This window comes from Paenibacillus sp. MCAF9, from assembly GCF_052114265.1.
GTDB lineage: Bacteria > Bacillota > Bacilli > Paenibacillales > Paenibacillaceae > Pristimantibacillus.
Window position 1 is genome coordinate 1 of the sequence record NZ_JBFREL010000024.1, and the last position, 13071, is coordinate 13071.

Genomic DNA, 13071 nt, shown 5'->3' on the forward strand with positions numbered 1-13071 from the left:
TCCTCGTTTTTTCAAGGGGCTTCGCCACACACTTACAATCGCCTGTCAAGTTCTTTTTCCTCATTTGGGCAAAAAAAGAGCAGGCTATCTTTTTGATAACCTGCTCTTTTGCATTCTATTGAACTTACACCTTAACTTAATGACATTGGGCACTAGGCCTACCCTTTAGTTTCTCTACTATACTGACTATCATTTTGAAAACTTCTGATCTCGATATTTAGATGGCGTCTCCCCAGACCATTGCTTGAATAGCTTGCTGAAATACTTTACGTCCTGATAACCAACCTGAACGCTTATATCGTAGAGCTTTAATTGCGAATCAATAAGCAGCTCCTTTGCTTTCTCCATTCTAAGACCCGTGATGTAATCGAGAATCGTTTCACCTGTTTGCGTCTTGAAATGTCGGCAGAAATACGAGGGATTCATATAGACTTGCTCAGCTATACGCTTAATCGTTAAGTCTTCTTGCAGATTGGCAATGATCCAAGCTTTGGCCTGCTCTATCGGCTTCATGCTGCCGCTTTGACGCATTCGCTTCATTTCCAGAACAAGCTGAGTGATCTGCTGATCGAGTTCCACTTTGAGCTCATTAAGGTTTATCGCCCGTTTAATCGTTTGAAGTCGGCTCACGAGCGAATCTAACATAGGCGTATTCACTTTCATTTCAACGCCGACCGAATGGATAAGTATAAATGCGTTCATTATTGCTCGTTGAATGGCGGCAGGCGAATCCATTTTTTCAAGCCGAGCAAAAAACTCCTTCGTAAACTGAACCGCTGCTTGCTCATTTACTTGTTCGACCGCCTGCTTCATTCGCTGCGCAATATGGACAAGCTCATTATCCATTTGGTCTGAAGAGCTCTCCGTCTTGAATTGTATGCCATCTCGGCCAAACAACTGATTGCCGCCATATAATAAACGATAATACATTAATGATAAGGCTTGATCCTTTGCTTCTGGCAGCAAATATAAATCCTCAATCGAGCTGCCGCATGATACTGAAACTGTAAATGGCGTGTAGGACTGAATCGCTGAACGAATTTGACCAGACAGCTCGAACGATGTTTTTTCTAATAAACCGTTGTTTTCGCCATAAGCCTCGGAAAGATGCAGCAATATCCAAAAATTCGAATCGTCCCCTCTCCAGCACCAGCCTATGATTTCTGATTCATTCGAACATTTCTCTACCACTTCCTTGATGATATTCTCAAGCACATAAACATAAGCTTCCCAGTCTTTTGGGGTATAGCTTCTTGTCTTTACAGGAAGAGCATCGAGGCTTACATATTGAAGAACGTATCTGCCTTTCGGAAACTCATCCACCCAATATCCTAGCCGCGAAATATCGAGCCCTGCCGAAGTGACATAGCTTAACAGTTGCACTTGCTGCGATGTTTTTAGCTCCTCGGATTTTCTTTCCATCTCGTTCCATTTCATATGCTGAAACCGTCCGCTTTCGATTTTCACCTTGATTTCTGCCATTCGATTCTTAAACTGTTCCCGGTCAATCGGCTTTAAAAAATAGTCAACAGCTCCTTCTCGAAGCGCAGTCTGAATATATTGAAATTCATCATAACCACTAATTACGAGCGGGAAGAAGGAATAATGGCGTTTGCCCTCGCTTATTAGAGTTAGACCATCCATCACGGGCATCTTCACATCCGTAATAAGCAAATCTACTGCCCCTTGTGACTGATGCAAATAATCCATTGCTTCTTTGCCATCAGACAGTGTCGCAACGATTTCCCACCCCTCACCGCAAGAGCGTATGAGTCTAGCAATGCCGTTCCGAATCATTTCTTCATCATCTACAATCAATGTTCTGATCGCCTTGTGCATGCTTACTCCTCCTTGCTTTTCGATTTTTCTGCCACATCGTTCAGGGTGATGACAGGAATACGGATAATAACCTCTGTTCCCTTGCCAAAAATGCTATGAAGCTGCACCCCATACTGCTGGCCTAACATAATCATAATTCTAGCGTTTACATTGCTTAGCCCAAACCCAGAGTCCTTGTGGGCTAGTGTCTCCGATTTTAGTGACCTCTCGAGCTTCTCCAATCGATCATGATCGATACCCGGACCGTTGTCCCATATGCGAAAAACGATATCTTCCTCACCTGAACGCGCACCAAATTCACGACTAATGCTTAGCCGAATATCAAGTGCTTTACGGGTTTCAAGACCATATTTAATGGCATTCTCAATAACCGGCTGCAAAATAAATTTGGGTGTATAAAAGGATTCGATGTCCGTTTTTTTATCGATCTCAAACAACAGCCGATCATTGAATCGATATTTCTGAATGGTCAAATAATTGCTAATATGCTGGACTTCATCCGCAATCGCTACAAATTTGTTTTTGTTGCTAACCGAAAAACGAAGCATACGGCCAAGCAGTGTAACCATCTCGACGACCATTTCCGATCTGCCGTCCTCTACCGCCATGTTAATGGTCTCCAGCGTATTGTACATGAAGTGCGGATTGATCTGAGACTGCAGAGCGTACAGCTCTGCTTCCTTCTGTCTAATTTTGATATCAAAATTCGTTTCGATCAGCTCATGAATCGTAGCTACCATCGAATTAAAGCTGCGCGCGAGTGCTCCAATCTCATCATTGCTTTCGACCTTAAGATCCACCTGAAACCTGCCCATTTCAACATCCTTCATTAGACGGGAAAGCTTCTTGATCGGCCGCGTTACATTCATTGCGAAGAAAATCGAAATAATCGAAGTAATGAGGACAAAGCAAATAAATACAAAAATGGTTACATTCATAACCAAATCTGTACGCTCTGTTAAATATTTTAGCGGTATGCTATGAGCTAGTATCCAATCAAAATCATTCGATTCGCTAAGGCTGACGATCACCGCTTTTTTCCCTGACCCTTTTCGAAAGCTGCCGTTAAGAATAGGATAGCGATTTATTTCTTCATCAAAGCCTCCTATTTTCTCCTCATCTGTATGAAAGATGATTTCGCCCTCACGGTTCATTAGCCATAAATCCGCTGTATTGTTTTGTTCAAACTCCCGCAATATGTTGTCAATAAAAGAGAGCTTCACCGCAACCAGCATCGTCGCCAGGCTTTTGCGGTTATCCACATCATTCATTTGTTTCATGATCAATACGTAGGGTTCGTTATTCTCGAATGTCAAATTAATTTGGCTAGGAAGAATTATTTTCGCTTTTCCCCGTAAATCAAGATCCTGCCCATAAGGGATAAAAGCATTATCCTCATTAAGACCTGTAAACTTTGATCTCGCACTGTAAAAAAACCTGTTTTTCGAAAATATGAAAACACCCATAACATCGGGGTTCCCCGTATTTAGATAAGTACGAGCCAAATAATTGTTTACCTCGAATTGGTCCTGATTCAGCTGTGAACGGCTCTGATAGGAGTCGCGACGCAAAATAGCGATCATATTGTCAGAGTTGAACATTAACGTATGCAGCTCTGCAAAATCCTCCATATGCTTCGTTATATTCGCATTTGCTTGATACAGAAAACGCGGCATATATTCACCAATTTGTTCTTCAATTGATTTTGTGTACTGCAAATAAGAAAAAGTACCGAGCAGCGACATGGGGATAACGCTTAGCAGTAAATAAACTAATATAAGCTTAGAGCTGAGCCGATAGTTTCTGAAGCGCAGTTGCTCTGGAAATTTAAAAATCATATTGATCCACATTCTCTGCTGTAAAATCGATCGGTTCTCCCATAATGACCGTATCCCCGTTCACCCTAATAGTGCCGACATTATAAATGTCTTGACCATCATACGGCAGCTTGCCTTCGAGCAGATTTTTTGCAAGCACAACAGTTAAATATCCAAGTTTTTTGGGGCTCCAAAGTGTCGCCATTTGTGCCGAGCCGTCCTTTAAATAATCGCGCATCAAATTCGGCGTGGAGAGACCGACAACTTTGACCTGACCTGTTTTGCCAGCTTCTCTTACAGCTTGTGCGGCAGCTGGAGGCCCTACAGAAGAATTACCGATAATGCCTGCAAGATTCGGGTACTTGGCTAACAGTTGTTTTGCTTTCTCATAAGCCTTTTGCGGATCATCTTCTGTCTCAACAATATCAATCAGCTTCATTTTTGGGTAAAACTCACTCTGCTGATGTTTGATCCATCTCAGCCATTCATTATGATTAGAAGCAGAGAAAGCTCCTGTCATAATTGCGTATTCGCCAGTTTCTTCGGTGTTCCATGCAAGCGTATCCAATAAATGTCGGCCTAATGTCTCTGTATCGACCATGTTGACAAAAAAATCTCTGCCTTCTGGATTCGTATCTGCATCCCAAGTAATAACCTTGATCCCCTTGCTTTTGGCTTCCAGAATGATGGGCAGCAGCTTTTCTGGATCGTTTGCAGAAACTGCAATCGCATCTACCGACAAATTGATAAGATGTCTAATCACATTTATCTGCTTTGATGCATCAGCGATTGGTGGCCCTTCATAAATGACGTTAACGTCCAAATCATTAGCTGCTTCCATCGCACCTTCTTCTGCGACATTAAAATAAGAAATCCCCATTACTTTTGGTACGATGCCGATGGTGTACTTTCGATGATCTTCCTGTTTCTCTGAGGTTGAATTCGATTTAATGGAATGGATCACGTCATAATCACTTTTTGAGTAACGCCCCTGACATGCGGTTGCAGTAAAAATTAATAACAGGATAACAATCATTTTCCTGAACATGCCTTCACCCTTTTCCATTAACCGTTTGCAATAGTTTCATTGCATGATGACAAAAAATTCGTAGTTGCTGCTCAACTGCTTCATAATTGAAAGCGTTTACCTAAATCAATTGAATTCTTCTTTTTATTGACGCCACCCCTCGCTGGAATTCATAGCTACTCTATTCTACATTCAGCTTAGCTATCCTCCCATTATGTAAAATTGATAAAAGTTAAATTCAATGTTGATTCCTACACTGAAAATGATTGGTACATTGCTCACATGAACGAAACATATCGGACACATTTAGCAAGGAAATGACTACTTCGAGCTATTATTTTCAGGCACCATTTCCTTTTATAATGATAGGACTATCGAAATAGATTCAGAAAGGAGAAATGAAACATGCTGTATTGGATTATTTTAGGAGGCTTATTTCTATCTGGCGGATTATATCTCATGCTGAATGGAGCAAAACTTGTTCAAGAAGACAACGTAATTCAGGATAAGATGGCGAAATCTTATGTATCAACACCTCATGAGGATGTCATTTCGTAAGCATAAACCACACTTGATGCAGCAACAAAAAGCTTAATAAAAAACTATTGGATCATACGGTGGCCGCTCCTCTGCTGGTTGGTGTGAACCAGCCCATTCAAAAAAACTTGTCGCTTGGGCGAGGAAATGGTCATCCACTTATCTTGATAAATATAAATAAACACTCGAAAGAAAAAATGTGTTCAGAAACTCTACGTTAAGAGATGAATAAAGGGTCTACTCTATAAGTCAATTTGACTTGTAGAGTAGACCCTTGTTTTTCTTTGTTATAGGCTGAATCTATTGATTAACGGTTCTTTGGCATTTATTTATGTTCAGCCAGCCATGCAGCCAAACTTTGAATCTGTTCCGTCGTTAAGCTGCTCTCGAACTTTGGCATACCCTTACGACCATTGGAAACAACATCCACTATTTCCTCTTCTGACAGCTTGGCCCCGACCTGCTGCAAATTAGGTCCGGCTCTTCCCTGCAGCTCCGTGCCATGACAAGAAATACACCTTTTCTTATAAAGTGCCACCGCCTCGCTGCTCTCTGTACCTTCACCGCTGTTGTCCTTATTTGGCGCTTCTCCTGTTGTTCCCCCGCCGCAAGCAGACAATAACAAGACGAAAACAATCACAGCACCTACTGAACACTGTTTTAAACTACCCATTTTAGGTTTGCCTCCTCTCATTTTTGTCGTGGTAACATTACATTTTGATAAAATCCCCTTCATAGGTTTATCCGCCGAGTAGGGCTCGGTGATCCACATGAAGGTTGTACAAGTGAGCTTTGATAGCTTTAAAAGCTTCAAATGCTTCAAAAGCATCAAAAAGCATCGATTGCATTAATATCATTTTCTTTTATACTTGCTTGCTTACGCATGACTCGATAGAGCTATTGCTGGATAAAGTCATATCTTTGTAATAAATTTTACGATAAATAGCCACATTAAAGCATTTTCCTTGTCCTCTTTCTACTCCTAACAGCAATAACTACTTTATACCGACTTGCCCTTGGTCTGCTTCGTTTATGAATAGATACAATCTCAATAAAGAAAATAACATTACCGATACTTATTCAGAAAAATACGAAGAAAAGAAGCGTTAGTCGCAAAAGCAAATTAATCCTTAATCCCTAAACATCGACTTTAAAAGGTCAGATGTACGTTGAAGATGCGCTTATTATCTCTCGCAAGACAATAATTAGCTCATTTCGCTTTCACTTTTCTCGTTTTATACAGTAAAAGGCTGTCTCAAAAGTAGATATATCTACGTTTGAAACAACCCCTATTTAACGGTGCCTTTTATTGAAGCGATATTTTTATTTTTTAAACTCATTATGTATTGTCATTTATCCAAATTCACGAAAGCTGCCTAAGATTTAGACGCTTAAAAACCGTTATTCGCAGCTGTCATCATTAATGGATAAATCTCTTACGAACCCAGCAGCTCTTATTTAGACCTTTTGTAGTGAATTTATATTTTAACGAACTCCACAATCGTTATTTCGTGGAAAATAACGCATAACACCCTATACACATCAGCTCAAATTCGCTTGCATACAATACCTCCCGCGGAGGATTCATCCTTCATATGAACCAACATATATCTCTCTTCAAAAGTTTTAGCATATGTCGATAACGTCCATATATGATGCAGTGAGTAATTCAATCATACCTAACCTCACTGAAACATTGTAATGGGATCGCAGTTTCTTGAATCAAGCACTAGTAGCGTCAAGTGCTCCTCGCGTATTTCAGCATGTACATCTTCCCTAACAGCCAAGCCGATCCGAAATACTAGACGATGAAATAAGATAAAGTTACACCAATAACTAAAACGAGAAGTGTAACTATATATTCTTTTGATCCTTTTAGAAACTTCCAATCTACAAATGATTGAAAGCCCGCAATGATAAAAATGAACACCATACAAAACCATTTCAGAGCATTTCCTTCTAAATCAATAAAAATAATATTAGCTGCTGCTATGATTGCTGCGATAATCATTCCCCACATACTCACTTTTTTACCCTTATCTGAAGTTTCTTTTTTTGCAGTTCCAACAATCCATTTTCTTAAAAATAAACTAGCAAAAACGAGTAGTATGCCTACTACTCCAATTTGACCACCCATTAAATCACTCCCTCCTACTCTCTCTGCTGAATAAATTAAATAATTTATTTTATTATCAAATCCCATTTCATATGTTTTTGATCCTTTGCGGAGAATAAAATTGGCCAACTCATCATTATTTAAACCAAGAACAAACTGCATGTAATAAGTACCATACTACGTTTTTGAAGTTCAAAAAGGAAGGAATGATTATGCGATTGTTAAGTCGCTCCAGTTTAATTTCATAAAGTTTATTTATTTCATTTGCAGGGTAATATACACACAATAAATTAAGCGAGGTGAGGCTAACGAATGTTTTCTTCATTAAAAAGATTTTTAATCGGACGACCATTAAAATCAACGGAATTAGGCGAGCAAAAACTGAATAAAACAAAAGCTCTTGCCATTCTTTCTTCAGATGCCTTATCTTCAGTGGCATATGGTCCTGAGCAAATATTGTTAGTCTTGATCACCGTTAGTGCAGCAGCATTTTGGTATTCCATACCGATTGCCATTGGTGTATTGATTTTATTATTAGCACTTATTTTATCCTATAGGCAAATTATTTTCGCATATCCTCATGGCGGAGGAGCTTATGTCGTATCCAAGAAAAATCTAGGTGTATACTCTGGGTTAGTTGCCGGTGGCTCATTGTTAGTTGACTATATCTTAACGGTAGCGGTAAGTGTATCTGCCGGAACAGATGCCATTACATCTGCTTTCCCAAGCTTGCATCCTTATAATGTGATCATTGCGATTATTTTTGTATTATTTATAACCATCTTGAATTTAAGGGGTGTAACGGAGTCCGCTTCTATATTAGCCTATCCGGTTTATTTATTTGTTTTGGCTTTATTCATTTTAATCATTGTAGGCATTTACAACATTCTATTAGGCAATGTCTCGCCTGAATTACATACACCCATTGGAACGCCAGTGGCGGGAATCAGTTTGTTTCTGCTGCTGAAAGCTTTTTCCTCCGGAAGTTCTGCTTTAACTGGGGTTGAAGCTATCTCGAACGCAATACCCAACTTTAAAAGCCCGTCTCCAAATAATGCTTCCAAAACGTTAATTGCGATGGGATCGCTGCTTGCCATATTATTTTCTGGAATCGTATTTTTAGCTTATTACTATGGAATTAGTCCGAGGGAAGAAGTCACCGTTGTTTCAGACATTGCTGAACATACGTTTGGTCGGAACTTTATGTATTATTTTATTCAAGGAACAACCGCATTAATTCTGATCCTTGCTGCTAATACGGGATATTCTGCTTTCCCCTTGCTGGCAGTCAACTTAGCCAAAGATAAATTCATCCCTCGAATGTTTACCATTAGAGGAGACAGATTAGGTTATTCCAACGGCATTATTATTCTAGGCGTTTTCTCAATCCTGTTGATTATAGCATTTGAAGGCCGAACTGAGCATCTCATCCCGCTTTATGCCGTAGGTGTATTTATCCCCTTTACCCTCTCGCAGACGGGTATGATGGTAAAATGGATTCGTGAAAAACCGCAAGGCTGGATATCTAAGCTAATCATTAACTCAACAGGTGCGGTTATAAGCTTTATCGTCACCATGATGTTCTTTTTAACCAAATTCGCACAGGTGTGGTCCGTATTAGTTTTTCTACCTCTTATCATTTTGCTCTTTCACCGAATTAGAAAGCATTATGAATCTGTAGCCGATCAACTGCGAATTACGACCTCTGAGGCTGCTATTCCTATTGAGGGGAATGTCATCATACTTCCTGTAGCTGGTATTACGCATGTGGTCGAGAACTCATTGAATTACGCCAAATCGCTATCTGCTCACCAGATCATTGCCGTTCATATTCCATTTGAAAGAGAGGATGAATTCACTTTCGAAGAGAAATGGAAAATGTGGCAGCCTGATGTGCGACTAGTTACTTTACATTCGCCATATCGAAGCATCATTCAACCATTAACTAAATTTATTGATACCGTTCAGCGCAAGGCGAGTGAATCAAATTACAAAGTTACTGTCATCATCCCGCAGTTTATTCCAAAAAAAGGATGGCACAATATGCTGCATAACCAATCCAGTTTATTGATTCGTGCTCACTTGTTATATCGAAGAAATGTGATCGTCACTACAGTACCTTATCACTTAAAAAAATAATGACTAGAACGATTATGATGCAATTATTCCATGAATAAAAGGCTGCCGATGGCAGCCTTTTATTGCTATCTAGTTGCTGCGATCAAATGACCATTGTTATCCATGCCTCGAAAAAAAAATCCCCTATTGTCCTTAGGACTAATTTCTAGGTATGATACTGCATATCCATTTCGTACAGGTAATTCAATATATACCGTTGAGTCGCTCTTAATAAATTCCAAATTGTCCTCTTCAACGTTGCTAAAATTATCATTGCTAATAATGACTCGCTTTATCTCAGGGTTAATCGTAGAATATGCAAAAATAATATCGTACATTTTGTTGGCATTCAATTGAGCTGACCATGTTCGTTGAATCGTATTCGGTTCATTAGCGCTTGGTGCTAATGGAGAGGTCTCGGATAAGCGATATAGAAATCCCCATTTCTTCGTAACGAGCTTAACATAATCCATATCCTCCATTTTCCATATTACTAGTTTATCCTTCCCGAATGCTTGCTGATACACCGCTTCTCCGTCTGCACGAGCATATGCCTCTTTCAGTGCTTTACTTTCACTAAAAACATACCCGCTTCTATTTCCAAAATAAACTAGGAGAAGAAATACACATACAGAATAAATAAGTAATCTTGACCGTTTTGGATTCATCTTGTCTCCTATTCGTGATTAATGATCTTACATAGGTTAGATTTCTTTCCAATTTTACGTTTTCAAAATAATCCCATAATTTACAGACGTGTAATAGGATTGAAAGTTGCGCATAACAGATCGTTCCTTTTACAAAGAAAATAGAAACTGTACGCTTGTATCCTCCCATGAACACAAAAAAGTTGAGCAGAAGTTTTCCTTCTACTCAACTTTTTTTGGGCTGCGCATGGGTTACTCCACGCCGTCCTTGAAGTTTTTAGTATAGTTTTTATCACCTTTGTGCTCCAGGTCCTTCACCGTTTTCTCAAGCGTAGACACAATCTCTTCTTTCACTTGTGTCAGCGTTTCATAAAACAAAGCCTCTTCCGTACCTATGATTTTGACGCCGCTGATGGCCTGCATGGATTGAAAGCGTCTGTGCTGATCAGCAAGATCGTCAATCGCTTTCAGCGTGTGCATCGTTTGCAGAAATAAATCCTTATGTTGCTGATTGGAAAGTCGATCCTCAAGTTGTTTCATTCGTGTGTTCATCGGCACTCTTCCCTTCATTTACAATATGAGGATGGCTACTTCAAGCAGTTCCTTACTTCCATTGTATAATTTTCCTTCTGTCAAAAACAACTTTTATCCATCCCGCTCCAAAGTCACTGTCTCCATAAGCCATCTGAAACAAAAAAACTCCTAAACAGATAACATGAAAAATGAATTCATGATTATCTGCTAGGAGTTTGTGTTGGTTTTAATCGTTATTCGTTATTTTCCATCCATTGAAAGTGGAAGCTTCCTTCTTTATCAAGGCGCTGGAACGTATGTGCTCCAAAATAATCCCGTTGCGCTTGCAGTAAATTAGCAGGAAGTCTTTCAGTACGATAGCTGTCATAATACGCTAATGCGGAAGAGAACGCTGGAACCGGAATGCCTCTAGTTACAGCAATGGAAATGACTTTTCTCCAAGCCTCCTGATAGTTCTCAACAATATTGCTGAAGTATTCATCCATCAATAGGTTGTTCAGAGCTGGATTGCGGTCATAGGCATCCTTAATATTTTGCAAAAATCTTGCACGGATAATACATCCTCCGCGGAAGATCATCGCAATGCTGCCATATTTCAAATCCCAGTTATAAGCGTCAGAAGCAGCTCTCATCTGTGCAAAGCCTTGCGCGTAGGAAGCGATTTTGCTTGTGTACAGCGCTTTGCGAACAGCTTCGATAAATTCCTGCGGATCACCGTCGTAGCTGGATACCGCTGGGCCGTTTAATTTTTTGCTCGCAGCCACACGTTCTTCTTTCATAGCGGAGATAAAGCGAGCGAACACGGATTCCGTAATGATCGACAATGGCACGCCCAAATCCAATGCACTTTGGCTAGTCCACTTGCCGGTACCTTTTTGTCCTGCTGAATCGAGAATGACATCTACCATTGGTTTGCCTGTTTCCGGATCAATTTTCTTGAAAATATCAGCCGTTATCTCGATCAAATAACTATCCAGCTCGCCATTGTTCCATTCCGTGAAAATGTCATGAAGCTGGCTAGTGTTCAAGTTCAACACATCTTTGAGCAGGTGGTACGCTTCGCCGATGAGCTGCATATCGCCGTATTCGATGCCGTTGTGTACCATTTTGACATAGTGGCCAGCGCCGTCTGCACCGATATAAGTGCTGCATGGATCACCATTCACTTTTGCTGAAATAGCTGTCAAGATTGGCTCTACAAGCTCGTATGCGTCTCTTTGACCGCCTGGCATGATAGCTGGTCCGTTAAGCGCACCCTCTTCGCCGCCAGAAACGCCGGCTCCGATAAAGCGGAAGCCTAATGCTTGAAGTTCTTTGTTTCTGCGCTGTGTGTCTGGAAAATAGGCGTTTCCGCCATCAATTAGAATATCTCCTTGATCTAGAAACGGCACCAACTGATTGATCGTATCATCTGTCGGTTGACCCGCTTTCACCATGATAAGAATTTTACGCGGCGATTCCAGTGATTGTACGAATTCTTCCACACTGAATGCGCCGACAAAATCTTTTCCTTGCGCCTCCGCCAATAGTTCATTTGTTTTCTCTGCTGAACGATTATACACGGCAACCGAGAATCCTTTGCTTTCTATATTCAAGGCTAGGTTTTTACCCATTACGGCCAAACCAACCACGCCAATTTGTTGCTTTTTCATGATAACTGCCTCCCTGTCATTACTGTCCTGTTGTAGATAAACATTTATGGATTAACGTTTGGAAACCGCAGCTTACTGCTGCGCCGTTTTCTTCCAATCAGCTGCGAACTTCTCCATACCTTGATCCGTTAGAGGATGTTTGGAGATTTGTTCGATTACAGAGAACGGAATCGTTGCTATATGTGCCCCAGCCATCGCTACACGAGTGACATGATCCGGGTGGCGAACAGATGCAGCGATGATTTGGGCATCCAGATTGTGCGTACGGAACAATTCAGCAATCTTCGTGACGAGCAGAACGCCATCTTCTGAAATATCATCCAAACGACCGAGGAAAGGAGAAACATAAGTCGCTCCAGCGCGAGCAGCCAAAAGCGCTTGGTTCACAGTGAAAATCAATGTTACGTTTGTTTTCACGCCTTTTTTGGTCAAGTAGCGGCAAGCTTCTAGACCAGCTAGCGTCATCGGAAGCTTAATGGTAATGTTTTTATCATTGTTGTTGATTTTGATCAGTTCATTTGCCTGTGCGATCGTTTCTTCAGCTGTTTCTGCGTCAGGCGTTACTTCTGCTGATACCGATTCTACCTCTGGCACTTCGCGAAGAATTTCTGCTATACGGTCTTCGAATTTCACGCCTTCTTTGGCAACCAAAGATGGATTCGTCGTAACACCAGACAATACACCGATTTTATAAGCTTTTTTGATATCTACCAAATTTGCAGTGTCGATGAAAAATTTCATAATTAAAACCTCCGTTTTTTATTATTAAATTTTTATTGTCTTC

Annotated in this window: 11 protein-coding genes; 2 read left to right on the plus strand and 9 right to left on the minus strand. The window is 40.5% G+C overall.

Going from position 1 to position 13071, the window contains the following annotated elements:
- Positions 1 to 189: 189 nt before the first annotated feature.
- Genes AB4Z45_RS24950 through AB4Z45_RS24960 form a run of 3 tightly spaced genes read right to left on the minus strand, consistent with a single transcriptional unit; the run spans position 190 to position 4704 of the window.
- Positions 190 to 1839, minus strand: a complete 1650-nt coding sequence (locus AB4Z45_RS24950; RefSeq protein WP_441912314.1) for a response regulator transcription factor — start codon at positions 1837 to 1839, stop codon at positions 190 to 192.
- A gap of 2 nt (positions 1840 to 1841) precedes the next feature.
- The gene (locus AB4Z45_RS24955) at positions 1842 to 3677 is read right to left on the minus strand and encodes a cache domain-containing sensor histidine kinase (RefSeq protein ID WP_441912315.1); all 1836 of its coding nucleotides are present in this window, start codon (positions 3675 to 3677) and stop codon (positions 1842 to 1844) included.
- Positions 3667 to 4704, minus strand: a complete 1038-nt coding sequence (locus AB4Z45_RS24960; protein WP_441912316.1) for an autoinducer 2 ABC transporter substrate-binding protein — start codon at positions 4702 to 4704, stop codon at positions 3667 to 3669. The genes AB4Z45_RS24955 and AB4Z45_RS24960 overlap by 11 nt, the downstream gene beginning before the upstream one ends.
- A 384-nt stretch (positions 4705 to 5088) precedes the next feature.
- On the opposite strand from AB4Z45_RS24960, the gene AB4Z45_RS24965 reads away from it, so the two are divergent.
- A complete protein-coding gene (locus AB4Z45_RS24965; protein WP_441875077.1) occupies positions 5089 to 5241 on the plus strand; it encodes a hypothetical protein in 153 nt (50 codons plus the stop codon).
- 304 nt (positions 5242 to 5545) lie between these two features.
- Here AB4Z45_RS24965 and AB4Z45_RS24970 read toward each other — a convergent pair whose 3' ends face one another.
- Together AB4Z45_RS24970 and AB4Z45_RS24975 are read right to left on the minus strand one after the other, a co-directional pair.
- Positions 5546 to 5893 carry a c-type cytochrome gene (locus AB4Z45_RS24970; protein ID WP_441912317.1) on the minus strand — a complete coding sequence of 116 codons (348 nt, stop codon included), beginning with the start codon at positions 5891 to 5893 and terminating at the stop codon, positions 5546 to 5548.
- A 1128-nt stretch (positions 5894 to 7021) separates the two neighbouring features.
- Positions 7022 to 7498, minus strand: a complete 477-nt coding sequence (locus AB4Z45_RS24975) for a DUF4181 domain-containing protein (protein WP_441912318.1) — start codon at positions 7496 to 7498, stop codon at positions 7022 to 7024.
- 150 nt (positions 7499 to 7648) lie between these two features.
- On the opposite strand from AB4Z45_RS24975, the gene AB4Z45_RS24980 reads away from it, so the two are divergent.
- Positions 7649 to 9475: an APC family permease gene (locus AB4Z45_RS24980; protein ID WP_076265621.1), complete on the plus strand. Its 1827-nt coding sequence runs from the start codon at positions 7649 to 7651 to the stop codon at positions 9473 to 9475.
- A gap of 65 nt (positions 9476 to 9540) precedes the next feature.
- Here AB4Z45_RS24980 and AB4Z45_RS24985 read toward each other — a convergent pair whose 3' ends face one another.
- The 4 genes from AB4Z45_RS24985 to fsa form a co-directional block, all read right to left on the minus strand.
- On the minus strand, positions 9541 to 10122 hold the full coding sequence (locus AB4Z45_RS24985) for a hypothetical protein (RefSeq protein ID WP_441912319.1): 582 nt from the start codon (positions 10120 to 10122) through the stop codon (positions 9541 to 9543).
- Positions 10123 to 10353: 231 nt separating this feature from the next.
- Positions 10354 to 10653, minus strand: coding sequence for a hypothetical protein (locus AB4Z45_RS24990; RefSeq protein ID WP_076265619.1), 300 nt, complete (start codon positions 10651 to 10653; stop codon positions 10354 to 10356).
- 215 nt (positions 10654 to 10868) lie between these two features.
- Entirely contained in the window at positions 10869 to 12287 is a 1419-nt protein-coding gene (gndA, locus tag AB4Z45_RS24995) for an NADP-dependent phosphogluconate dehydrogenase (RefSeq protein ID WP_441912320.1), read from the minus strand.
- Between the two features lie 72 nt (positions 12288 to 12359).
- Positions 12360 to 13028 (minus strand): fructose-6-phosphate aldolase, encoded by a 669-nt coding sequence (fsa, locus tag AB4Z45_RS25000; RefSeq protein WP_441912321.1) that lies wholly within the window; start codon positions 13026 to 13028, stop codon positions 12360 to 12362.
- Between the last annotated feature and the right edge of the window lie 43 nt (positions 13029 to 13071).

What these genes read in the sequence shown, in the direction of transcription:
- fsa (WP_441912321.1), bottom strand. Translation starts at nt 13,028, where the DNA reads ATGAAATTTTTCATCGACACTGCAAATTTGGTAGATATCAAAAAAGCT.
- AB4Z45_RS24980 (WP_076265621.1), top strand. Translation starts at nt 7,649, where the DNA reads ATGTTTTCTTCATTAAAAAGATTTTTAATCGGACGACCATTAAAATCA.
- AB4Z45_RS24970 (WP_441912317.1), bottom strand. Translation starts at nt 5,893, where the DNA reads ATGGGTAGTTTAAAACAGTGTTCAGTAGGTGCTGTGATTGTTTTCGTC.
- AB4Z45_RS24975 (WP_441912318.1), bottom strand. Translation starts at nt 7,498, where the DNA reads ATGCAGTTTGTTCTTGGTTTAAATAATGATGAGTTGGCCAATTTTATT.
- AB4Z45_RS24990 (WP_076265619.1), bottom strand. Translation starts at nt 10,653, where the DNA reads ATGAACACACGAATGAAACAACTTGAGGATCGACTTTCCAATCAGCAA.
- AB4Z45_RS24965 (WP_441875077.1), top strand. Translation starts at nt 5,089, where the DNA reads ATGCTGTATTGGATTATTTTAGGAGGCTTATTTCTATCTGGCGGATTA.
- AB4Z45_RS24950 (WP_441912314.1), bottom strand. Translation starts at nt 1,839, where the DNA reads ATGCACAAGGCGATCAGAACATTGATTGTAGATGATGAAGAAATGATT.
- AB4Z45_RS24985 (WP_441912319.1), bottom strand. Translation starts at nt 10,122, where the DNA reads ATGAATCCAAAACGGTCAAGATTACTTATTTATTCTGTATGTGTATTT.
- AB4Z45_RS24955 (WP_441912315.1), bottom strand. Translation starts at nt 3,677, where the DNA reads ATGATTTTTAAATTTCCAGAGCAACTGCGCTTCAGAAACTATCGGCTC.
- AB4Z45_RS24960 (WP_441912316.1), bottom strand. Translation starts at nt 4,704, where the DNA reads ATGTTCAGGAAAATGATTGTTATCCTGTTATTAATTTTTACTGCAACC.
- gndA (WP_441912320.1), bottom strand. Translation starts at nt 12,287, where the DNA reads ATGAAAAAGCAACAAATTGGCGTGGTTGGTTTGGCCGTAATGGGTAAA.